This window comes from Streptomyces sp. NPDC048211 (assembly GCF_043202315.1).
Taxonomy (GTDB): Bacteria; Actinomycetota; Actinomycetes; order Streptomycetales; family Streptomycetaceae; genus Streptomyces.
The window spans coordinates 435,197-455,934 of the sequence record NZ_JBIDAD010000005.1 but is presented as its reverse complement, the minus strand read 5'-3'; the positions used below and the strand labels follow the sequence as shown (position 1 = coordinate 455,934).

At 72.5% G+C, this 20,738-nt stretch carries 21 protein-coding genes; 7 read left to right on the top strand and 14 right to left on the bottom strand.

Annotated elements, in window-relative coordinates; translation table 11 throughout:
- The first annotated feature begins 77 nt into the window (after positions 1-77).
- Positions 78-1,013, top strand: a complete 936-nt coding sequence (locus ACGFZA_RS21605) for an SDR family oxidoreductase (protein WP_393681146.1) — start codon at positions 78-80, stop codon at positions 1,011-1,013.
- A 33-nt stretch (positions 1,014-1,046) separates the two neighbouring features.
- Here the strand turns inward: ACGFZA_RS21605 and ACGFZA_RS21600 are convergent, their stop codons facing one another.
- The 3 genes from ACGFZA_RS21600 to ACGFZA_RS21590 all read right to left on the bottom strand — a co-directional run bounded on the left by ACGFZA_RS21600 (position 1,047) and on the right by ACGFZA_RS21590 (position 3,511).
- Positions 1,047-1,880 (bottom strand): enoyl-CoA hydratase/isomerase family protein, encoded by an 834-nt coding sequence (locus tag ACGFZA_RS21600; RefSeq protein ID WP_385273856.1) that lies wholly within the window; start codon positions 1,878-1,880, stop codon positions 1,047-1,049.
- A 94-nt stretch (positions 1,881-1,974) separates the two neighbouring features.
- On the bottom strand, positions 1,975-2,706 hold the full coding sequence (locus ACGFZA_RS21595; RefSeq protein ID WP_385273859.1) for a PIG-L deacetylase family protein: 732 nt from the start codon (positions 2,704-2,706) through the stop codon (positions 1,975-1,977).
- Positions 2,707-3,232: 526 nt separating this feature from the next.
- Positions 3,233-3,511 (bottom strand): metal-sensitive transcriptional regulator, encoded by a 279-nt coding sequence (locus tag ACGFZA_RS21590; RefSeq protein ID WP_148015298.1) that lies wholly within the window; start codon positions 3,509-3,511, stop codon positions 3,233-3,235.
- Between the two features lie 101 nt (positions 3,512-3,612).
- Between ACGFZA_RS21590 and ACGFZA_RS21585 the strand changes: the two genes are divergently transcribed.
- Positions 3,613-4,185 carry a rhodanese-like domain-containing protein gene (locus ACGFZA_RS21585; protein WP_385273862.1) on the top strand — a complete coding sequence of 191 codons (573 nt, stop codon included), beginning with the start codon at positions 3,613-3,615 and terminating at the stop codon, positions 4,183-4,185.
- A 184-nt stretch (positions 4,186-4,369) separates the two neighbouring features.
- On the opposite strand, the gene ACGFZA_RS21580 is transcribed toward ACGFZA_RS21585, so the two are convergent.
- Entirely contained in the window at positions 4,370-5,665 is a 1,296-nt protein-coding gene (locus tag ACGFZA_RS21580; protein ID WP_393681142.1) for an alpha/beta fold hydrolase, read from the bottom strand.
- A gap of 104 nt (positions 5,666-5,769) precedes the next feature.
- On the opposite strand from ACGFZA_RS21580, the gene ACGFZA_RS21575 reads away from it, so the two are divergent.
- Positions 5,770-6,933, top strand: coding sequence for a betaine/proline/choline family ABC transporter ATP-binding protein (locus ACGFZA_RS21575; RefSeq protein ID WP_393681140.1), 1,164 nt, complete (start codon positions 5,770-5,772; stop codon positions 6,931-6,933).
- Between the two features lie 15 nt (positions 6,934-6,948).
- On the opposite strand, the gene ACGFZA_RS21570 is transcribed toward ACGFZA_RS21575, so the two are convergent.
- On the bottom strand, positions 6,949-8,106 hold the full coding sequence (locus ACGFZA_RS21570) for a serine hydrolase domain-containing protein (protein WP_393681138.1): 1,158 nt from the start codon (positions 8,104-8,106) through the stop codon (positions 6,949-6,951).
- Between the two features lie 229 nt (positions 8,107-8,335).
- On the opposite strand from ACGFZA_RS21570, the gene ACGFZA_RS21565 reads away from it, so the two are divergent.
- Together ACGFZA_RS21565 and ACGFZA_RS21560 are read left to right on the top strand one after the other, a co-directional pair.
- Positions 8,336-9,493: a Gfo/Idh/MocA family protein gene (locus ACGFZA_RS21565; protein WP_385273874.1), complete on the top strand. Its 1,158-nt coding sequence runs from the start codon at positions 8,336-8,338 to the stop codon at positions 9,491-9,493.
- The gene (locus ACGFZA_RS21560; protein WP_393681135.1) at positions 9,490-10,419 is read left to right on the top strand and encodes a PmoA family protein; all 930 of its coding nucleotides are present in this window, start codon (positions 9,490-9,492) and stop codon (positions 10,417-10,419) included. The genes ACGFZA_RS21565 and ACGFZA_RS21560 overlap by 4 nt, the downstream gene beginning before the upstream one ends.
- Positions 10,420-10,449: 30 nt before the next feature.
- Here ACGFZA_RS21560 and ACGFZA_RS21555 read toward each other — a convergent pair whose 3' ends face one another.
- The 4 genes from ACGFZA_RS21555 to ACGFZA_RS21540 form a co-directional block, all read right to left on the bottom strand.
- On the bottom strand, positions 10,450-11,406 hold the full coding sequence (locus tag ACGFZA_RS21555; protein WP_393681133.1) for an ABC transporter substrate-binding protein: 957 nt from the start codon (positions 11,404-11,406) through the stop codon (positions 10,450-10,452).
- Complete coding sequence (locus tag ACGFZA_RS21550) at positions 11,403-12,080, bottom strand: ABC transporter permease (RefSeq protein WP_385273882.1); 678 nt, start codon at positions 12,078-12,080, stop codon at positions 11,403-11,405. Before ACGFZA_RS21550 ends, ACGFZA_RS21555 begins: the two co-directional genes overlap by 4 nt.
- Positions 12,077-12,754 (bottom strand): ABC transporter permease, encoded by a 678-nt coding sequence (locus ACGFZA_RS21545; protein WP_393681131.1) that lies wholly within the window; start codon positions 12,752-12,754, stop codon positions 12,077-12,079. The genes ACGFZA_RS21550 and ACGFZA_RS21545 overlap by 4 nt, the downstream gene beginning before the upstream one ends.
- A gap of 96 nt (positions 12,755-12,850) precedes the next feature.
- Positions 12,851-13,549, bottom strand: coding sequence for an alpha/beta fold hydrolase (locus tag ACGFZA_RS21540; RefSeq protein ID WP_393681129.1), 699 nt, complete (start codon positions 13,547-13,549; stop codon positions 12,851-12,853).
- Positions 13,550-13,719: 170 nt separating this feature from the next.
- Between ACGFZA_RS21540 and ACGFZA_RS21535 the strand changes: the two genes are divergently transcribed.
- Together ACGFZA_RS21535 and ACGFZA_RS21530 are read left to right on the top strand one after the other, a co-directional pair.
- On the top strand, positions 13,720-14,112 hold the full coding sequence (locus ACGFZA_RS21535; RefSeq protein WP_393681127.1) for a nuclear transport factor 2 family protein: 393 nt from the start codon (positions 13,720-13,722) through the stop codon (positions 14,110-14,112).
- 91 nt (positions 14,113-14,203) lie between these two features.
- A complete protein-coding gene (locus tag ACGFZA_RS21530) occupies positions 14,204-14,878 on the top strand; it encodes a formylglycine-generating enzyme family protein (protein ID WP_385273894.1) in 675 nt (224 codons plus the stop codon).
- A 24-nt stretch (positions 14,879-14,902) separates the two neighbouring features.
- On the opposite strand, the gene ACGFZA_RS21525 is transcribed toward ACGFZA_RS21530, so the two are convergent.
- From ACGFZA_RS21525 to ACGFZA_RS21505, 5 genes are read right to left on the bottom strand one after another with little or no spacing between them, the layout of a single operon-like run.
- The gene (locus ACGFZA_RS21525; RefSeq protein ID WP_393681124.1) at positions 14,903-16,471 is read right to left on the bottom strand and encodes an ABC transporter ATP-binding protein; all 1,569 of its coding nucleotides are present in this window, start codon (positions 16,469-16,471) and stop codon (positions 14,903-14,905) included.
- Positions 16,468-17,343: an ABC transporter permease subunit gene (locus ACGFZA_RS21520; RefSeq protein WP_393681357.1), complete on the bottom strand. Its 876-nt coding sequence runs from the start codon at positions 17,341-17,343 to the stop codon at positions 16,468-16,470. Before ACGFZA_RS21520 ends, ACGFZA_RS21525 begins: the two co-directional genes overlap by 4 nt.
- Positions 17,343-18,296, bottom strand: coding sequence for an ABC transporter permease (locus ACGFZA_RS21515; RefSeq protein ID WP_385273903.1), 954 nt, complete (start codon positions 18,294-18,296; stop codon positions 17,343-17,345). The genes ACGFZA_RS21520 and ACGFZA_RS21515 overlap by 1 nt, the downstream gene beginning before the upstream one ends.
- Positions 18,293-19,897, bottom strand: a complete 1,605-nt coding sequence (locus ACGFZA_RS21510; protein WP_393681121.1) for an ABC transporter substrate-binding protein — start codon at positions 19,895-19,897, stop codon at positions 18,293-18,295. Before ACGFZA_RS21510 ends, ACGFZA_RS21515 begins: the two co-directional genes overlap by 4 nt.
- Before the next feature lie 47 nt (positions 19,898-19,944).
- The gene (locus ACGFZA_RS21505) at positions 19,945-20,733 is read right to left on the bottom strand and encodes a class I SAM-dependent DNA methyltransferase (protein ID WP_393681119.1); all 789 of its coding nucleotides are present in this window, start codon (positions 20,731-20,733) and stop codon (positions 19,945-19,947) included.
- Positions 20,734-20,738 lie beyond the last annotated feature (5 nt).

Here is a 20,738-nt window from a genome sequence, read left to right as displayed (position 1 = left end):
ATTTTCGTCTCGCCTGAGCACGATCTTTCGCTGGCAAGGCCTAGCCTTGTGAGGGCGGAAGCGGTACTGATGCGTCCATGACCGAGAGCATGCGCACTCCCGGAATCGCCTCTCCTCCCCCGCTGGGCGCAAGCGCCCTGCCGGCCGGCACGTACGACGGCCGCGTGGTCCTGGTGACCGGCGGCGGTTCGGGCCTCGGCAAGGCCGTCGCGGCCGAGTTCGCCCGGCTGGGGGCGGACCTGGTGCTCATCGGCCGGAACGCCGAACGGCTGAGGGCCGCCCGGCAGGAGCTGGCACCCCTGACCGGCGGCCGGGTGCTGGCCGTCCCGGGCGACATCCGTGACCCCGAGAGGATCACGGAGGTGTTCGACACGGTCGAAGCGGAACTGGGGCCGCCCGACGTGCTCGTCAACAACGCGGCGGCCAACTTCCCGTCACCCGCCGAGGACCTGTCCCCGAACGCCTGGCGGGCCGTCCTCGACATCACCCTGACCGGAACCTGGTTCATGACCCGGGAGTTCGGGCGCCGCCACCTCGCCGCCGCGACCGGCGGATCGGTCCTGTGCGTCGGCGCCTCGTACGCCTGGACGGGCGGGCCCGGATACGCGCACTCCGCGGCGGCCAAGGCCGGGGTGAAGAACCTGGTCGAGACCCTTGCCGTGGAGTGGGGACCGTACGGAATCCGCGTCAACGGGCTGGTTCCGGGGCTGATGCCGCACGACGACATGACCGGTGACATCCGCGCCCACCTCGACCGCGACGGGGCGGCAGCGGGGAGCGGAGCCCGGGAGCTCGACGCGCGGCAGCCCGCGCTGCGGGTGGGGCTGCCGCGCGAACTCGGCTGGGCGGCCACGTTCCTGGCCTCGCCGTACGCCGCGTTCGTCTCGGGCCATTCACTGGTGGTCGACGGGGCGAACTGGCAACGGCGGTCACTGGTCGCGCCGCCCGTGGTGCCGGTGCGCGAACAACTGGGACGCGGGCCCTTCACCCTGCCCGGTGGCGAAACAACGTGAACCGGGCCGCGCAGGCACACGGAGACCGGCGGATCAGGTCCCGTCGAAACCCGGCGGGCGGCGGGCCGCCTTCGCGGCATATCCCTCGGCGGCGTCCCGCGAGGTGAGGGTCAGCGCCGCGGCGAGAGCCGTACGGTCCAGCGCCCCCGCGAGGCCGGCGTCCGCGTACGCATCGACGGAGCGCTTGATGTGGCGCACGGCGAGGGGCGCGTTCGCCGCCACGGCCTCGGCCACGGACCACGCGGTGCGCTCCAGCTCGGCGAGGGGCGCGACGGTCTGGAGCAGCCCGATCCGCTCCGCCGTCGCCGCGTCGATCCGGCGGCCGGTGAGCGCGAGGTACTTCGCCCAGCCCGCTCCCGCCTCGCGGGCGATCCGCATGTCGCCTCCGGCGTCGACCGCCACCCCGATACCGGCCTCGGGCAGCGCGAACACGGCGTCGTCGGCGGCGATCCGGATGTCCGCCATGAGGGCGAGTTCGAAGCCGAAGCCGAGGCAGTAGCCCTGCACGGCGGCGATCACCGGCTGCGGAAGACCGGCGAACGCGGCGAAGCGCTCGTGCACCCAGCGGATGCCCTCGTAGTAGCGCTGGGTGCGTTCGGCGGGAGAACGCCCCGTGATGCCGCCGCCGGGCGCGGTCACGTCGATCCCCGCGCAGAAGGCCCGGCCCTCGCCCCGCAGCAGGACGGCCCGGACCGAGTCGTCGAAGCGGATCCGGTCGGCCATGATGCCGAGCTGCCTGCTGGACTCCCAGCTCCAGCCGTTGAGCTGCTCCGGCCTGCACAGTGTCAGCAGGCCGACGCCGTTCTCGATCCGGAGCGACATCCGCTCCTGGCCGTGCGGGATGTCGTGGTCCAGAGTGTCGAGCACGGCCACCCCTCCCCCTTGACTGACACACCGTCATATCCGGTGTCGGGCCCAGCGTACGGCGGCGCGTCCGCAGGAAGCCAGGGCCCGTCCGGGCTCAGCGCGCGAAGAGCTCGAAGGCGACCGCCGGGCGTCCCCCGAAGCGCTCGGCGGTCGCCTGTGCACTACCGGTGAGGAAGGTGCGGCAGTACGCCTCGGGGTCCTCGTCCGTGAGGACCTCGATGTACGTGCGGTGCGCGAGGAGCGACTGCACGGACCGTTCGAGGCCGGGCGTCGCGTCGACGGCATGCGTGGGCGTGGACGATCCGGCCACGGCCACCCAGCGCACGCCGTCCCAGGGCTCGAGCCCCTGCCCGGTCAGCTCGGGAAAGATCCAGCGGTTGCCTGCGTCGGCCACCGCGTCCAGCGTGGCGCGCCCGACGGCACGATGGTCGGGGGTGTTCCAGGCCACGCCTCCCCAGGTGTCACGGTGGTTGAGCGTGATCACCAGTTCCGGCCGGTGCCGGCGGACGGCCGCCGCGATGTCGCGGCGCAGGCCGATGCCGTACTCGATCACCCCGTCGCGGTGGTCGAGGAACTCGACGCGGGAGACCCCGACGACCGCGGCGCTCGCGCGCTGCTCCTGCTCGCGCAGCGGCGCGCACCTCTCCGGTTCGAGCGTGTCGATCCCGGCCTCGCCCCGCGTGGCCAGGAGGTAGGTGATGTCACGCCCGCCGTCGGTCCATCCGGCGACGGCCGCCGCGCAGCCGTACTCCAGATCATCGGGGTGAGCGACGACCGCCAGGGCGCGCTGCCAGTCCGTGGGCATGGGTTCCAGCTGCTCCGTCATGTCGGCAGGCTAACCGGCCCGGCCGCCCCGGGCACCGTGTCGCGTACGCCTCACCCACCCCGTCAATTGCCCCTCGGGTATCAGTGCCGGCCCCGGGAGGAATTACCCCCGGGGGGTAATTCCTCCCTTGCTGCGCAAGAAGCGTGTCGTGTTCGTCGTCGACACCACCGCGACCGCGGGCCTCGGCACCCGCGGCTGTCCGGAAGGAGGGCCCCGGTACGCCGTGGTGGTGGACCCGTCACGCGACATCGGCCAGATCATCGCGGCAGGCGCGGTGCGCGGGGTACGGATCGCCGCGGTGGCCGGGACACATCCGCACAGCGCCTGCGTGCCGGGCGGGCTGGGACCGGCTCGCCTCACCGGCGCCGCCTACGTGGTACACACTGCCGCGGCGGGGCCCTTCGCCCGGACCCCGGTGGCCGACGGCCGCACCGCACCGGTCGACACGGGTCCCGCACTGCGGGCTGTCCGGCGAACCTGTCCGGGACTCCGTCGCACGAACCCGTGCGGGGTGCGCCGCGCCCTCTCAGGCCAGCGAGAGGAAGAGCTTCTCCAGCCGGGCGCGCATCTGGTCGCGGTCCGCCGGCTCGCTGCCCCCATCGGCCATGCAATGCTGAAGTCCCGTGGCGATGATCGCGAAGCCCGCCCGGTCGAGCGCCCGCGAGACGGCCGCCATCTGCGTGATGACGTCCTCGCAGTCGCGCCCTTCCTCGATCATCCTGATGATTCCGGTGAGCTGACCCTGTGCGCGGCGCAGACGATTGAGCACCGATTTGAGTTCATCGGCCGCCATGTCGAGTTCCACACATCCTCCTCTTTCATACCCCGAGGGGTATTCTAGCCCGTCCGGGGCAGGAGAGACCGAGTCTCTGCCTCACACCCGGTGAACGAAAGGAAACACTGCTCGTGACCAGCCCCGTATCCCTCTCCCCCGCCCAGGCCGCCGCCCGTCTCGCGGAGTTCACCGTGATCGATGTGCGCGCCCCGGGCGAGTACGCCTCGGGACACGTCCCCGGTGCCCTGAACATCCCCCTCGACCGTCTCTCCGAGGCGGTGCCCGCCCTCAAGTCGGCCTCTGCCCGCGGTGCCCTCCTGGTCGTGTGCGCCTCAGGCGTACGGTCCACCCGGGCCTGCGACATCCTCTCGGCGGCTGACATCGACGCCGCGACGCTCTCCGGCGGCACCTCCGCCTGGGAGGGTGAGGGCCATGGCCTCGACCGTCCGGAGGGCGGCCGGGGCACCTGGCCGATGGAGCGCCAGGTGCGGCTCGCCGCCGGCTCGCTCGTCGTGGCCGGCCTGCTCGCGGGGGTGCGCCTCCCGGCCGCCCGCTGGCTGTCGGCCGGCGTCGGGGCCGGTCTCGTCTTCTCCGCCGTGACGAACACCTGCGGCATGGCGGCGGTGCTGTCGAGGCTCCCGCACAACCGCGCCCCGCGCTCGGCCGCGAACCTGGACGCCACGCTGGACGCGCTTCAGGGCTGAACCCGGACAGGACAGGAGCCGGTCGCACCCGAGGTGCGACCGGCTCCTGTCGTGCACGGCGGGCGGCTCCCACCCGGACCGGGGAGCGGCTCCCATCCGTACCGGTGGCTTGTGCCCGTACCGGTGGCTTGCGCCCGTGCCGGTGGCTTGTGCACGTACCGGTGGCTTGTGCCCGTGCCGGAACTCAGACCTCGTCCCGGACGAGAGCGAGCAGTCGGTCCAGCACACGAGGACCGCCGGCGCGCAGTCCGTCGTGCTCGAACTCGTCGGTCACCCAGGTGCGCAGCCCGCGGATCGCGCCGGCGGTACGCAGCGCGTGCGCGGTGTCCACGTACATGTCGTCGTGGTAGACCGCGGCGGCCACCGGCACCTCGTTGGCGGCCAGGCGCTCGGCGTCGTACAGCGGCTCCCAGTCGCCACGGGTGGCGAGCAGCTCGGCCGTCTCGCGCAGCGGGCGCAGCGCCGGGTCGACGTCGAAGTGCCAGGGGTGGATGCTCTCGCCCGTGAACAGGACCGGACCGTCGCCCTTGAGCGCGGCGGCCGCGTCGAACTGCGGGAACTCCGCACGGACCCGTTCGGCGGACCAGCCGGTGGGACGCTCGTCCTGTCCGTAGATGCTCTCGTGCAGGAGCGCGTACAGCGGGTGCCCGGCGAACGAGCCGGCCGTACGCATGGCCTCCTGGAAGGTGTCGGAGAGCTCGCGGCCGTACGGGGTGGTGACGAAGGCGTTCTCCAGCAGATAGTGCAGCTGGTGACTGCCGCTGCCCCCGCCGAGCATGATGCCGAGGGACTGGAACCCCTCGGGTGTCAGCCGGTGTCCGGCACTCTCCGGGCGGTGCTCCGCGAGGTGAGCGGTGATCTCGCGGGCGCGCTCGACGTCCTGCGGGTAGCGGGCGTAGTGCGCGGCGACCTTTCGCTCGATCCTCGGATACGCGGCCCGGTAGACGTCGTCCGCGTGGGCGTCGAGCGAGGGCAGGCCGCCGGTGATCAGGGCGGCACCGAGGCCTTCCGGCGCGGCCGAGAGGTAGCGGACGGCGCAGAATCCGCCGAAGGACTGTCCGAGGACCGTCCAGGGCGCGCCGCCCGTCAGCTGCGGGCGGATCAGCTCGCAGTCACGCACGATGCTGTCGGACCGGAAGTGCGCCAGGTAGTCGGCCTGCTCGCGCGGCCCGCCGCGCAGTGGCAGGGTCTGCCGGTTGGCCGGGGTGGACAGCCCGGTGCCGCGCTGGTCCAGGAGCAGCACCCGGAATTCCTTCACCGCCCGCCCCAGCCAGGCCTCCGCACCGGTGAAGCGCCGGGCCCCGAAGCCGGGTCCCCCCTCCAGATAGAGCAGCCACGGCAGTTCCTCGCCGGCCCGGGAGGCGGCCACCACCTCGCGGCCGAACACCTCGATCTGCTCACCGCCGGGGTCGGTGTGGTCGAGCGGCACGGTGAAGTGACGGTCGGTGAGGACGAGGCCGGGCTGACGGTAGCTGTTCAAGAGGGCTCCAGGATCGATGGTTCACGGACAGTTCAGCACATAGCCGTTCCCCGGACGGTCCCGGCCCGTGTGCGGCGGCCCCGTCCGGCTCCTACGGTGCATTCATGATCAGGTTCGAGCAGGTCGGCAAGGTCTACCCGGACGGGACGACCGCGGTCGACGACCTGTCCTTCGAGGTCGCCGAGGGGGAGCTGGTCACCTTGGTCGGCCCCTCGGGCTGCGGCAAGACCACCACGATGATGATGGTGAACCGGCTGATCGAACCGACCTCGGGCCGGATCCTGGTCGACGGCGAGGACATCGCGAAGGTCGACCCGGTGAAGCTGCGCCGCCGGATCGGCTACGTCATCCAGCAGGTGGGGCTCTTTCCGCACCGGACCGTCCTCGACAACACCGCGACGGTCCCCGCCCTGGTCGGCTGGAAGCGGTCCAGGGCCCGGGCCCGCGCGGCCGAACTGCTCGACCTGGTGGGTCTCGACCCCGGTACGTACGGCTCGCGGTATCCCGCCCAGCTCTCCGGGGGCCAGCGTCAGCGAGTGGGCGTGGCACGGGCGCTGGCCGCGGACCCGCCGGTGCTGCTGATGGACGAACCCTTCGGCGCGGTGGACCCGGTGGTGCGGGAGCGGCTGCAGAACGAGTTCCTGAGCCTGCAGGCCACGGTCAGGAAGACGGTGCTGATGGTCACCCATGACATCGAGGAGGCGGTGCGGATGGGCGACCGGATCGCGGTGTACGGGGAAGGACGCATCGAGCAGTTCGACAGCCCGGGGGCGGTGCTCGGGTCGCCCGCCACGCCGTACGTGGCGCGGTTCGTCGGCGCCGACCGCGGGCTGAAGCGGCTGTCGGTCACCACGATCGAACCGCACGACCTGGAGGAACCGCCGGTTGCCCGGCTGGACGAGGGTGCCGCGGTGGCGGCGGCCCGGCTCGGCGCGTCCGGATCACGGTGGGCGGTGGTGCTGAACGGCGCCGGTGAGCTGCACGGCTGGGTATCCGCCGACGTGTTGCGGAGCGCGGGGGAACGGGGGACGGTGGCTCAACTGGCCCGCCGGATGGATGCGTGGGTTCCGGTGGGCGCCCCGCTCAAGCAGGCGTTCAGCGAGATGCTCCAGCACGACGCCGGGTGGGTGGCGGTGCTGGACGGGGCACGCTTCCTCGGTGTGCTGACACCGGCAAAACTGCACGAGGCACTCCGGCGTTCGGTGGACGCGGACGCGCAGGGCGTGCGACGTGACGAGGTGCGCTTCGACTCGGTGGCGGACGCCTGACGTCCGCCACCGGTCTCACGTCGTGCACGCTCCGGCCACATGACGCCAGAAGTCACGCATCGTCAGAGGCGGTCGGGGGCCGGTCATCTCCACCTGGGTGAGCATGACCGCGACCGTGCCGGTGGCCGGGACGATGTGTGCCGTGGTGCCGGTGCCGCCGACCCAGCCGTAGCGGCCCGGTACGTTCCAGGGATCGGTCCTCTCGACGTCCACCGAACCGCCGAACCCCCACCCCTGCCCCTCGGTGAACAGCCCGCTGGCCTTGCGCTGGGCGGGTGTCAGATGGTCGGTCGTCATCTGCCGCACCGATTCGGGCGTCAGCAGAGCGCGGCCGCCCGCGGTCCCGCCGGCCAGCATCATCCGGCCGAAGGCACACCAGTCGCCGACGGTGGAGACCAGGCCGCCGGCCGCGGACGGGAAGTCCGGCATGCTGCCCCACTGTCCGTCGGGAGCATCGACGAGTTCGAGGTCCCCCGCCTCACCGGCCCGGTAGTAGCTGGTGAACCGGTCACGCTTCTGCGCGGGTACCGCGAACCCGGTGTCCGTCATGCCGAGCGGCTCGAAAAGCCGCTCGGCCAGGAACTCCGGCAGCGACAGCCCGGACGCCCGGGCGATCAGGACACCCAGGATGTCCGAGCAGGTGTTGTACAGCCACGCCTCCCCCGGCTGGTACAGCAGCGGGAGTCGCGACAGCGCCGCCATCCAGGCGTCCGGAGCGGGAACGGCCCGTGGCTGCGGTGGAGCCTGCTTCAGCTCGCTGAACAGGGGCACGACGGCGGGAAGCGAGAAGTCGGACGGGAAGCCGTATCCGGCCCGGAAGGTCAGGAGGTCGGACACCGTGATGGGCCTGGCTGCCGGGACCACGTCGTCGACCGGGCTCTCAGGGGTGCGCACGACCATGGGTGATCGCAGTTCGGGCAGCCAGGGCGCGACCGGGTCCTCCAGCCCGACCCGGCCGTCCTGGATCAGCATCATGGCCGCCGCCGCGGTGACCGGTTTGGTGAGGGAGGCGATCCGGAAGATCGAGTCCGGGGCCATCGGAGTACCGCCGCCGGTGTCGGCGGTGCCGACGGCCTGCACGTCCACCCGGTCGCCCCGGGCCACCAGGCCCACGGCTCCCGGCACCGATCCGTCGCGTACGTGCGCCGCCAGTACTTCGCGCAGGGTGCTCATCGCTCCGCCTTCCCGCTTCGAGGGTCAACACCATGACTCACGCGACGCCGCGAACTCATCGGACCGCGCCGGGCGGTCCGCCACTCGTGCCCCGGCAACCCGGACTGCGGACCGCCTCCGGCCTGGAGCGGGATCGCGGCCCGGAGAGTGAACCCTTGACCCGGCCCCTGCGCAAAGCCTAGGTTTCCGCTGGGAGAAAGCGCTTGCTATCCGGTGGGCGCCCCTCACCGTGGAGGTGTTTGTCACGCCCAGCCAGGCTTTCCCCAGCAGGCCGATCCGGGTCGCGATCGTCGGCACCGGCGCCATCGCGCGCGTCAGCCATCTACCTGCCCTGCGTGCGCTGGCTGCCGAACAGCCCCTGGAGATCGTCGCGGCGGTCGACGTCGACGCCGCCTCCGCCGAGGAGTTCTGCGCCGAGGCGGGCGCCGGCCGGCCGTACACGGATCTCGACCGGATGCTCGCCGAGGAGCGCCCCGATCTCGTCACGCTCGGCACCCCGCCCCGCTTCCACCGCGATCAGACCATCGCCGCACTGCGCGCCGGGGCCTGGGTGTGGTGCGAGAAGCCTCCCTGCCCCTCGCTGGAGGACTTCGACGCCATCGAGGCGGCGGAGGGCCCCGACACCGGTGGTCCGTATGCCGCCATCGTGTTCCAGCACCGCTTCGGTTCCGGCTCGGACCATGTCAGGACGCTGCTGGCCGAGCAGGCGATGGGGCGTCCCCTGGTCGCCCACTGCCAGACCACCTGGTACCGCGACGAGGCCTACTACTCCGCGCCCTGGCGCGGGCGTTGGAGCACCGAGGGCGGCGGCCCCGCGATGGGCCACGGCATCCACCAGATGGATCTGCTGCTCGATCTGCTGGGGCCCTGGTCGGAGATCCGCGCGATGGCGGGACGGCTGGTGCACGACGTGGAGACGGAGGACGTCTCCACCGCGCTCGTCCGCTTCGGGAACGGCACCATGGCCACCGTCGTCAACAGCGTGCTCAGTCCGGACGAGGTCAGCCGGATCCGCATCGACTGCGAACGGGCCACGGTCGAGCTCACCCATCTGTACGGCCACCGCAACGCCGACTGGCGGATCACCCCCGCTCCGGGGGTGGCCCCCGAACAGGTCGCTGCCTGGCGGGACTTCGGCGTCGATGTGCCGAGCTCCCACGAGGCGCAGCTGCGCGGCCTGCTGCGCGATCTGCGGGCCGGCCGACGGCCGCGCAGCAGCGGCGCCGACGGGCGTACCAGCCTGGAACTGGTCGCCGCGCTGTACAAGGCCGCCTTCACGGGGAACACCGTCCGGGCCGGCGAGATCCGCCCCGGCGATCCGTACTACAGCGCCCTGCACGGAAACGCCCCCGGCTGGGCGCCGGGGCCGGCGGCGGTGAACGCATGACGGGCCGGCTGCACCTGGTCCACCGGCACGGCGACCACATCGCCGTCTCGGTGGCGGACACCGGGGTCGAACTGCTGCGGTACGTGTACCGGGCGGAAGCGCCCTGGGAGGCGCCGAAGCCGTACATCCATCCGCTGCGCACCCTGCGCGACCGCGTCGTGACGGACTACCGGCCCAACGACCACCGCTGGCACAAGGGTCTCCAGCTGACGGCGTCACACCTGTCGGGGCAGAACCTGTGGGGCGGCAACACCTATGTGCGGGGCGAGGGCTATCAGGCGCTGCCCGAACGGGTGGGATCGATGGCGCACCGCGGGTTCGACGAGGTGTCGGTACGGGAGGACGGGGCCAGGGTCACCGAGCGGCTGAGCTGGCATCCGTACAGCGGCGAGCTGTGGGCCGAGGAGGTGCGCGGGATCGAGGTGCACGACGTCGATCCGGCATCCGGCAGCTGGGTGCTCACGTGGTCGTCCGCCGTCACCAACCGCCGCGACGAACCCCTGCGGTTCGGCAGTCCGGCCACACACGGACGGGACGGCGCGGGCTACACGGGGCTGTTCTGGCGCGGCCCGCGCGCCTTCCGCGACGGCCGGATCCTCACCCCGGACGGTGAGGGCCCGGAGGCGATGGGGCGGCAGGCGCCCTGGCTGGCGTACAGCGGTGAGCACGACGGAGTGGACGGACACGCCACGCTCGTCTTCGCCCACGCCCCGGAGAACGACCACACGGGCGCCGGCGGTGAGCACCCCGCGCACTGGTTCGTCCGCAACGACCCCTTCGCCGCGGTCGCCCCGTCCTTCGCCTTCCACCAGGAACTGGTACTGGAGCCGGGGGCCACGCTGAGCCGGCGCTACCGGGTGGTGGTCGCGGACGGAGCCTGGGACCGCGACCGGATCGGGGCCCGGCTCGCGGAGCTGACCTGGTAAGGGCCCTTCCGCGGCCGGCCACCGCGGTGGTCAGTCGCCGGGGACGAGGCCGTGCGACCGGAGGTAGGCGCGGGCGACGTCCTCGGGGAGCCGACGCCAGCTGTCCACCTGTTCGTTCAGCCGGGCCAGGTCCTTGGTCGTCAGTACGGTGTTCAGCTTGCCGAGCGCCGCTCGGACGCCTTCGCTGCCCGCCCTGGACCGGTTGACGACGGGGACCAGGTAGTCGGCGTTCTGCAGATGCTTGTCGTCGGCGAGCAGGACGAGGCCGAAGTCGTCCAGGGTGGCGTCCGTGGTGGTGGTCAGCACCATCTGGTCCCGGCCGCTCTGCACGGCCTGCTTGGCCTGAGTCGTGCCGACGCCCTTGGGATCGACCCCGGTGATGTCGATGCCGTACGTCTTCTTCAGCCCTGGTGCGCAGTAGGGGCGCTGGACGCATTCGTCGCCCGCTGCCAGGCGGACCGGAAGTCCCGACCTGCCGAGGTCGCTCAGCGACTTCAGGTGGTGCTTCGTCGCGTAGGCGGAGGTGACCGCGAAGGCGTTCTGGTCGACGGCGCGGCCGGGGTCCAGGACGGTGAGGCCGCGGGGTGCGGCCAGGGCGCGCAGGGCCTTCATGGTGGTGGCGAGGTCGGGCGAGCCGACGGGGGCGGCGTCGGCGCCGTTCTTCTTGGCGTTCAGCCAGTCGGCGAAGGTCGCGGCGTACTCGGGGACGACGTCGATCTGGCCGTTCTCCAGCGCGGGTTCGTAGATCTCCCGGTTGGTCACGGAGATGATCTTCGTGGAGTATCCGGCCCGGTCGAGCAGGAGGGCGTACATCTGGGCGAGCAGATCGCTCTCGGTGAATCCGGCCGACCCGATGGTGAGGTGCTTGCTGTCACCCGGCGGGGCGGTGACCTCACCCTGGTTCTCCAGCGTGGGTCCGGTGGTGCAGGCGGAGACCGGTGCCAGCAGCAGGAGCAGGGTCACGGCGACCGTATGCCGGGCTCTCATCCGGTGTTCCCGCCCCGGACCCGGCCGGGGGCGAGCCGCTGTGCCAGTTCGAAGAGACCTTCCACGATCAGGGCGAACGCGGCGACCAGCACGGCCCCGGCGACCACCTGGGCGGTGGAGGCGAGGTTGAAGCCCGCGGTGATGATGCGGCCCAGTCCACCACCGCCGGCCAGCGCGGCGATGGTGGCGGTGGCGACGAGCTGGACCGCCGCGATCCGTACGCCGGTCATGATGAGCGGCAGCGCGAGCGGCACCTCGACCTGGAAGAGCATCTGCCGGCCCGTCATGCCCATGCCCCGGGCCGCCCGTACGACGTCCTGGTCGACCTCCCGCATGCCGACGTACGCGTTGGTGAGCAGGGGTGGCACGGCGAACAGGACGAGCGCGACCACGGTGGGCCCCTCCCCGAACCGCCCGATCGGGGTGAGCAGCAGCAGGACGAGGACGGCGAAGGTGGGGACGGCCCGGCCGACGTTGGAGAGGTTGACGGCCAGGGCGCCTCCCTTGCCGAGGTGGCCGAGGACCAGAGCGATGGGCAGCGCGATGAGGCAGCTGATCAGCAGACAGACGACGGTGAGCACGAGGTGCTGAACGAGCCGGGTCCAGATGCCGTCCGCGCCGTACCAGTGCGCCGAGGTCGTGAGCCAGCTCCAGGCGTCGGAGAGTGTGCTCACGACTGCCTCCGTGTCCAGGGGGTGAGCAGGCGTTGCGCCAGCAGGAGCAGCAGGTCGGCGGCGACGGCGATGACGACGCACAGGACGGAGGCCGTGAGCACCTGGGCCTTGAAGTAGGTGTTCATCCCGGAGTAGATGAGGTTGCCGAGTCCGCCGTAGCCGACGATCGCGCCGATGGTGACGAGGCTGACGGCGGAGACGGTGGCGATGCGCAGTCCCGCCATCGCCGCGGGCAGGGCGAGCGGGAGTTCCACGGCGACGAGCAGCCGCAGGGGGCCGTACCCCATGCCTCGTGCCGCCTGCCGCGTGTCCTCGGGGACGGCGCGCAGCCCGGCCAGGATGTTCCGCACCAGCAGGGTGAGCGAGTACAGCACGAGGCCCGCCACGACGAGCGAGGCGGAGAGTCCGTACACGGGGAGCAGCAGCGAGAACATGGCGAGCGACGGGACGGTGTAGAGGACCGTCGTCACTCCGAGCACGGGGCCCGCGGCCCAGTGCCAGCGGCGGGCGACGAGGGCGAGCGGCACCGCGATGACGAGTCCGATGAGCACGGAGACCGCGGTCAGCTGGAGATGTTGCAGCACGGCGTCCCAGAGGATGTCCCGACGGCTGCTCAGATAGGCGCCGCAGATCCACTCGTTGCGCGCGAGGCAGTCGTCCGGGGGCGCGGTCACCTGTCCATTGCAGCCCGGAGCCGTGCGCGGGCGCCCGTCCGGATCACCCGTCCGGGGGGACGTGCCCCCGGACGGGTGAGGCGGAAGCGGGGCCGGTCAGAGCGCGGCTGTGCCGTTCAGAACGCTGACCAATTCGTCCGGCCGGGAGAACATCGGCCAGTGTCCGGTGTCCATCGTGATCAGCTCCCACCGCTCACCGGTCAGCAACGCCGCCACGTCGTCGCTCGGCTCGGGGCCGTCGAGAAGGCACTTGACGTACGTCGCCGGGAGCTCGTCCAACGGGCCGCGCAGCACCGCCGGGTCGCGGAGCGAGGCGCCCGGGTGCGGCGTGGCGCCGCTCAGCAGCCGTGCGGTCTGCGCGTCCGTGAGGCCCTGGCCCTCGAATTCGGCGGCAGCCGGAGGCGCCCAGGAGCCGCCGTTCCCCGCGAGCTCGGCCTCCATCGCGGCCGGTCCCTGCCACCAGGTGGAGACGAACGACTCGCCGTCCGACGGGACACTGGCGTCCACGAAGACGACGCGCGCCAGCCGGTCACCGATGCGCTCGGCTGCCTGCCCGACGGGAATGCCCGAGTAACTGTGGCCGACCATGACGACGTCCCGCAGACCGAGGCGGTCCACCTCGTCGACGATGTCGGACACATGCGTCTGCCGTCCGACCGGCCTGTCCCTCTTCTCGCCCACACCGGACAACGTCACCGGGTGCACGCCGTGGCCGGCCGCCCGCAGGCCGGGGACCACGTCGTCCCAGGCCCGCGCTCCGAGCCAGGCGCCCGCCACCAATACGAAATCAGTCATGGGGAAAACGTAGCCGCAGGGTCTGACAACGCCCGGCGAACGGCAGGGCCGGGCCATCGGTGCGACGCGGTGCCCGAGCTCCCGGCCGGAGCGGGAGACCTCTGGACACGGAGACATCGATGCGATTAATCTCATCCGCAATTATTCAATTAATTGACTATGGAGCCGGGATGCACCCTTTCCGCAAGGCCGTCGAAGCGCACGACCTCGGCGCGGTCGAGGCACTGCTGGCCGAGGACGTCGTCTTCACCAGCCCGGTGGCCTTCAAGCCCTACCCCGGCAAGGCCCTCACCGCCGCGATCCTGCGCGCGGTCGACCAGGTCTTCACGGACTTCCGCTACGTCCGGGAGACGGAGAGCGAGGACGGCCGCGACCACGCGCTCGTGTTCGAGGCGAAGGTGGGCGACCTGAAGATCACCGGCTGCGACTTCCTGCATCTGAACGAGGCCGGCGAGATCGACGACCTGATGGTCATGGTCCGGCCCCTTTCGGCCGCCCAGGCGCTGGCCGCGGCCATGGGCGCCAGGTTCGAGCAGATCGGCCGCGAGGCGTCCTCGGGCTGAGCCCGGAACGCCAAGCCACCTGAGCCACCACGGCGGTTGACTCGGTTCACATGGAATTTGCGGGAAGTGTGGTTGATAGGGTCACCACCCTATGGACACCAGCACCGAGATTGCCATGGCCGATGTTCCGCCGGGACGGGTGACCCTGTCGGACCGTCGTACGCAGCGCAGTTGGGCGGTCGATCTCGCGCCGTACCGGCTTGCGGCGTTCCCGGTCACCCAGGCGCAGTACGCGCTGGTCACCGGCGAGCGGCCGAGTACGGCACAGGGCGGACTGCTGCCCGTCGAGGGCGTGTCCTGGCTGGACGCCGTCCGCTTCTGCAACGCCCTGTCCCTGCGTGAGGGAGTGACACCCGTCTACCGCCTCCACGACGACGCCGCCCGGGTCGAGTGGGACACGGCGACCGACGGATACCGGCTGCCGGCCGAGGCCGAGTGGGAGCACGCGTGCCGGGCCGGCACGACGACGGCTCGGTACGGGCCGCTCGACGACATCGCCTGGCATCGCGGCAACGCACAGGACCGGCCGCACGAGGTGGGCGGCCGGCAACCCAACGCATGGGGCCTGTACGACACGTTGGGCAACGTGTGGGAGTGGTGCTGGGACGTCTACGACGCCGAGGTGTACGGCACCTACCGGGTGCTGCGCGGCGGCGGCTGGTTCGACGAGCACTGGAGCTGCCGGGCCTCGGTGCGGCGCCGCAGCCATCCGACGTTCCGGATCGACGACACGGGATTCCGTGTCGCACGCTCCGGTCCACGGTGATCCTGCTCCCGGCAGCCCGGTTCGTCAGTCCACGGCCCTCCCCCGCATCGATCGCGCCGCGGTGGCCAGTTCGGCGGTGAAGGGGTGGCGCGGCGCGGTCAGCACGTCGCGCGCCGCCCCGGCCTCGACGATCTCACCGTCCTCCAGCACGGCGACGCGGTCGGCGAGGGCCGCCGTGTCCAGGTCGTGGGTGATCAGGACCAGAGCGGGCACGAGGCCGGACCGGAGCAGCTCCGCGAGCAGGCCGAGGAGGGAGCGCCGGGCGGACGTGTCGAGGCCGGAGGTGATCTCGTCGCAGATCAGGACCCGCGGGCGCGCGAGCAGGGCGCGGGCCAGGGCGGCGCGCTGGAGTTCGCCTCCCGACAGCCGCGCGGGAACACGCAGTGCCCGCGCGGCCGGGAGGTCCAGCGCGCTCAGTACCTCCCGAGCCTCGGCTCTCGCGGCGACCCGGCCCACGCCGCGCAGCCGTACAGCCGTGCGTGCGATCTGGTCGAGGACGGGGCGGTGGGCGCCGAAGGCCGCCTCCGCGTCCTGGAAGACGTACTGGACGGCGGACAATTGCTCGCGGTCGCGGTCCCGCAGGCTGCGCGGCAGCGGCTTCCCGTCCAGGAGCAGTTCGCCGTCGTGATGCGGGTGAAGGCCGCTCAGACAGCGGGCCAGTGTCGTCTTGCCGCTCCCGGAGCGGCCGACCACGGCGAGGCTCTCACCGGTCCGCAGGGTGAGGGCCACGTGGTGGAGCACCGGCGTCCGGCCGTGGCGGGCGGTGAGGGCCCGGACGTCGAGGACGGCGTCGGTACCGGTGTCCGCGCGTCCCGCGCGCGGACGCATGTCCGGCGGCGCTGCGAGGAGTTCGCGGGTCCACGGATGGCCGGGGGCGCGCAGGACCTGCTCGGCCGGCCCCGCTTCGACGGCCTTTCCGTCACGCAGGACGACGACCTCGTCGGCGAGGGCGTGGACGACGTCCAGGTCATGGCTGAGCAGGAGCACGGCGACGCCCTGCCGGGCCACGGCGGCCAGCCGCTCGACGACGCGCCGTTTCGTCAGGGGGTCCTGCCCGGTGGTGGGCTCGTCCGCGACCACGGCGCGGGCGCCGAGCAGCAGCGCCTGGGCCAGGACCACGCGCTGCTGCTGGCCGCCGGAGAGCTGGTGGGGGTAGCGGCGCAGCAAGGCCCCGTCCGCGGGCAACTGGGCACGGGCCAGGGCGTCGATCACCCGCTCCCGCGCCGCCGCCCGGCGCCGGGGGCGCGGCAGGTGCGCCACCCCGCGCCGCGCGATGTCGCCGAGCAGGGCGCCGGTCCGGCGGGCTGGGTTGAGTACGGCGGCCGGGTGCTGCGGGACGTAGCCGATCAGGCCGTCCGCCACGCGCACTTCCCCGGTCACCCGCGCGCCGGGCGGGTACGCGCCCAGCAACGCGCGCCCCGTGGTCGTCTTGCCGCTGCCCGACGCTCCGAGCAGCGCGATGATCCGCCCGGGCAGCACCCGCAGGGTGACGCCGTCGACGATCGCCCGCCCGCCGACCTCCACCCGGAGTTCCTCGATCACGGCGACGGGTTCCGTCCCGGCAGCCGTCCCGTGCCGTGCGACCGTGTTCATTCGCGTGTCTCCTTGCTGCCGCGGCGTACGAGGGCGGCGTCGACGAGCAGGTTCCCGCCCATGGTGAGCGCGACGATCAGCAGGGCCGGGACCACCACCGCCCACGGCTGGACGAACAGTCCTGCGCGGTTGCGGTCCACCATCACCGCCCAGTCGGCGGCGTCCGGGGCCACTCCGACACCGAGGAACGCCGCCGTGGCCACGAGGTACAACGCCCCCGTCAGACGGACGCCCGCGTCGGCGGCGAGGGTCCGGGCCACCGACCTGCCGACATAGCCGAAGGCGATCCGCGCCCAGCTCTCACCCTGCATGCGCAGCGCCTCGACCGCCGGACGCGAGGCGGCTTCCGCCCCGGCGGCGCGGACGATTCTGGCCGCGTCCGGAAGGGTGACGAGTGCCACCAGGAGGGCGAGGCCGGCCGGTCCCGGTGCGACGGCGGCGGCCACCAGGAGAATCAGCAGGAGCGACGGTACGGAGAGCAGCACGTCCAGCGGACGCATCAGCAGTTCCTCCACCCACCTGCGGCGGGTGAGGGCGCAGACCAACCCGGCGGGCAGCGCCACCGCGTAGGCGAGGGCCGTCGAGGCGAGCGCGACAAGGACCACCGACCGGCCGCCCAGCAGTACCTGCCTCCCCACGTCCCGGCCGGTGAAGTCGGTACCGAACCGGCGCCCGTCACCGGTGGTGAGCGACGTTCCTCGCGGTCCGGCGTCCCCGGCGAACAGCGGTCCTGCCAGGGCGAGTACGAGCGGCCCGCCGACGATGAGCAGACCGGGGAGGAAGCTGCGGGCCCGGGTGCGGGTACGCCCCTGTCCCGGCCCGGCGACCAGCGTCTTCAGGCCGCGCCGGGAGCGGGCGAGCGCGAGGGCCATCACGCCGTAGCTCCCGTGCGCGGCGCGAGGCGGTGGGTGACCAGATCCGCCCCGAGGTTGAGCAGTACGGTGACGAGTCCGAAGACGACCGCGAGTCCCTGCACCACGGGGACGTCCCGTTCCGCGACGGCGTTCATCAGGACCGTGCCGAGCCCGGGGATCACGAACAGCGCCTCCACGACGACCACTCCGCACAGCAGCCAGTCCACCGTGCGGGCCAGTTGCTGCGCGGCCGGGGCGAGCGCGTTGGGCAGGGCGTGGGCGTAACGGACGCGGGCGCCAGGCACGCCGCAGCGGAGCGCCTGGGCGACGTACGGCGAGGCGAGCGCGTCGGTCATCCCGGCCCGGACCAGCCGGGCGAGCGAGCACACCGGACGCGCCAGCAGGACCAGGACGGGGAGCACCAGGGCGGCCGGGTGGGCGAGCAGATCGGTGCCGTATCCGACGGCGGTCGGCGGCAGCCAGCCGAGCCGGAGCGCGAAGACAGTGACCAGCAGCACGCCCAGGGCGAACTCCGGTACGGCGTACAGGCCCAGCGTCACCGCGCTGACGATCCGGTCGGCTGCGCGCCCTTCGTGCCGGGCCGCGAGCACGCCGAGGCCGACCGCTGCGGGTACCAGCAGCAGGAGCGTCGGGACGGCGAGCAGGAGGGTCGGGCCGAAGCCGTCCGCGAGGTAGGTGCTGACCGGTCGCCCCGAGGTCAGCGAGACGCCGAGGTCGCCGTGGAGCAGCCCGGCCGACCAGTCGAGCAGGCGCTCGGCGGGCGGACGGTCGAGGTGCAGGGCGGCTCGCACCGCCTCGATCCGTTCCGGGTCGGGCCGGTCGCCTGCGAGGGCCACGGCGGCATCGCCGGGCAGCGCCTCGGTGAGGGCGAAGACGAGCAGCACCACGGCCGCGGTCTGCGCACCTGCCAGCAGCGTCCGCCGGGCCGCCCAGGGCAGGGGCCGGCTCACGCGAGCCACACCCTGTCGAAGCGGGCCCAGTCCAGGGTGTTGGCGGGGGCCTGCCGCTCGACGCCTCCGACGCGGCGGGCGGTGCCGAGTATCCAGTCGGCGAAGCCCCAGACCAGGAAGGGGCCCGCGGTGTGGAGGCGGCGCTGCATGCGGGCGTAGACGGCGGCGCGCTGCTTCGGGTCGCGGGTCGACTGCGCCTGCCGGTAGAGGGCGTCGAAGTCCTGGTGGCGCCATTTGGTCGCGTTGGTGGTCGAGCCCGTGAGCAGGCGCTGGGAGAGGTGCGACTCGATGGGCATGGCGCCCGAGCGGTAGCAGCACAGGGTGCCGGCGTCGAGGATGTCCTTCCAGTAGGTGTCCTTGCTTCCGGTCCTCACCTCGACCGTGATTCCCGCTGCGGCCGCCTGGTCGCGGAAGACGGCGGCGGCCTCGGTGAACCCTGCGGCGACCGGTGAGGTGTCGAGGGTGATCCGCAGGTCCTCGGCGCCCGCCTGCTTCAACAGGGCGCGCGCCCGGCCGAGGTCCTGTTCGCGCTGGGGCAGACTGCCGGCGTAGTACTCGTACCCCTTGCCGAACAGGTCGTTGCCGATCTCCCCGGCGCCGGAGAGGGCCCCCTTGACGAGTTCCTCGCGGTCGGCGACGAGCATCAGGGCCCGGCGGACGCGCGGGTCGTCGAAGGGAGGGCGGTCGGTCTTCATGGCGAAGGACTGCATCGCGCTGTTGCGGAGCCGCACGATCCGGATCCGGCCGCCGTCCTCGTGGGCGCGAGCGGTCGCCGGGTCGAGCTCGTGGGCGTACTCGACCTGGCCGCCCAGCAGGGCGCTGACGCGGGCGGACTCCTCGTTGGCGACGACGAACTCCAGCTCGTCCAGGTACGGGGCACCGTCCCAGTAGTCGTCGTTGCGGCGCAGGACGGTGGACCGGCCGGGGGCGAAGGACACGAATCGGAAGGGACCGCTGCCGACGGGCCGGTGGTCAAAATCGCCGTCGCGGGCCGAGGCGGGGACGATGTACGCGCCGAACGCCGCCATCACATTGGGGAATTCGGCTGTCGGCCGCTTGAGGACGAACTCGACGGTCCGTTCGTCCAGGGCCCGGCTGGCGGCCAGGTCGATCGGTTCGAGTGATGCCCTGGCGCGGAACGCGCCCCGGGGGTCGGCGATCCGCCGGTAGCTGTACAGCACGTCGTTGGCTGTCACGGGCTTCCCGTCGTGGAACACCGCTTCCCGCAGGGAGACCTTCCACCGGCCGAGGCCGCTGTCGGGTTCCCAGGAGGAGGCGAGGCGTGGCTGCGCCGAGAGGTCGGCGCCGCAGTCGGCCAGCTTGTCGTAGAGGGCCTTGGCACGGGCGGCGTCGGCGAAGAGGTTGCTCAGATGCGGGTCCAGCGTCTCGCTCGCCCCGCCTCCGGCGAAGGCGGCCCTCAGCCGGCCGCCGCGCTTGGGCGTGCCGCCCTCCTCGGTGTCGGCGGGGGCGGTGCCCGGAGTGTCCGCGCAGCCGGTCAGCGCCAGGGCGCCGAGACCGGCGGCGCCCGAGGCGGCGAGGAAGCCGCGACGGCGCAGGCCGGAAAAGGGCTCCGTTGTCGTGAAGAGTCTGTCGCTGTGCATGGAGGTGTCCTCGGTCCGGTGAGTGGGAGTGTGCGGGGGGGCGCGGGTCAGCCGTCGGTGAGCCGGGCGATCACATGAAGGCGGTCGGCGTCGGTCGTTCCGGCGGGCGGATCCCCCTCGCGCCAGGGGGGTTCGGTGCGGGGTCCGGGCCCGTCGTGGAGTGCGAGGACGTCGAATCCGTGCGCGGTGAGCGCCTCGCGGAGTTCCGCGGGGAGGAGCAGACGCCAGGCCGAGCGCTGTTCGACCGGCGGCGATCCGTCGTCGGTGGTCCAGGTGCGGACGCGGTGGAGCAGGCGGGCGGCCGGGTCCACCCGCAGCCGGGTGACGGAGCGGTGGACGAGGCCGCGATGGGTGAACGTGTGGACGGCCGGGGCCTCGGCAAGCGTGGCGCGGCCGAGGAGGTACGCACCGTTGCGCATCTCCGCGACGAGCAGGCCGCCGGGGTGCAGGCAGCTTCGGCAGGAGGTCAGGAAGCCGGCTGTCTCGGCGCCGCTCCGGCAGTACAGCAGTGCGCTGTCCAGGCACACGACGGCGTCGAATCTCCGTGGGCCCAGGTCGAACTCCCTGAGATCGGCTCGGAGATACTCCGGCCCCGGATGCTCGCGGGAGGCGTGCCGGAGCATCGCGTCGGAGAGGTCGGCGCCGGTCACGGTGCGCCCCCGCGACTGGAGGTACGCGGCGTCGCGGCCGGTGCCGCAGCCGAGGTCCAGGACGCGGGGACCTGATCCGTACGTCCTGAGCGTCTCCTCGGCCCAGCGTCCGGCGAGCCGCTGAGGGTCCGGGAAGCGGGCCTCGTACAGCGCCGGGTTGTCGGTGAGCAGATTGGCGTCGTCCACGGCGC

What these genes read in the sequence shown, in the direction of transcription:
- ACGFZA_RS21570 (WP_393681138.1), bottom strand. Translation starts at nt 8,106, where the DNA reads ATGAGCACCCTGCGCGAAGTACTGGCGGCGCACGTACGCGACGGATCG.
- ACGFZA_RS21605 (WP_393681146.1), top strand. Translation starts at nt 78, where the DNA reads ATGACCGAGAGCATGCGCACTCCCGGAATCGCCTCTCCTCCCCCGCTG.
- ACGFZA_RS21540 (WP_393681129.1), bottom strand. Translation starts at nt 13,549, where the DNA reads ATGACTGATTTCGTATTGGTGGCGGGCGCCTGGCTCGGAGCGCGGGCC.
- ACGFZA_RS21575 (WP_393681140.1), top strand. Translation starts at nt 5,770, where the DNA reads ATGATCAGGTTCGAGCAGGTCGGCAAGGTCTACCCGGACGGGACGACC.
- ACGFZA_RS21560 (WP_393681135.1), top strand. Translation starts at nt 9,490, where the DNA reads ATGACGGGCCGGCTGCACCTGGTCCACCGGCACGGCGACCACATCGCC.
- ACGFZA_RS21595 (WP_385273859.1), bottom strand. Translation starts at nt 2,706, where the DNA reads ATGACGGAGCAGCTGGAACCCATGCCCACGGACTGGCAGCGCGCCCTG.
- ACGFZA_RS21525 (WP_393681124.1), bottom strand. Translation starts at nt 16,471, where the DNA reads ATGAACACGGTCGCACGGCACGGGACGGCTGCCGGGACGGAACCCGTC.
- ACGFZA_RS21555 (WP_393681133.1), bottom strand. Translation starts at nt 11,406, where the DNA reads ATGAGAGCCCGGCATACGGTCGCCGTGACCCTGCTCCTGCTGCTGGCA.
- ACGFZA_RS21530 (WP_385273894.1), top strand. Translation starts at nt 14,204, where the DNA reads ATGGACACCAGCACCGAGATTGCCATGGCCGATGTTCCGCCGGGACGG.
- ACGFZA_RS21535 (WP_393681127.1), top strand. Translation starts at nt 13,720, where the DNA reads ATGCACCCTTTCCGCAAGGCCGTCGAAGCGCACGACCTCGGCGCGGTC.
- ACGFZA_RS21520 (WP_393681357.1), bottom strand. Translation starts at nt 17,343, where the DNA reads ATGGCCCTCGCGCTCGCCCGCTCCCGGCGCGGCCTGAAGACGCTGGTC.
- ACGFZA_RS21510 (WP_393681121.1), bottom strand. Translation starts at nt 19,897, where the DNA reads ATGCACAGCGACAGACTCTTCACGACAACGGAGCCCTTTTCCGGCCTG.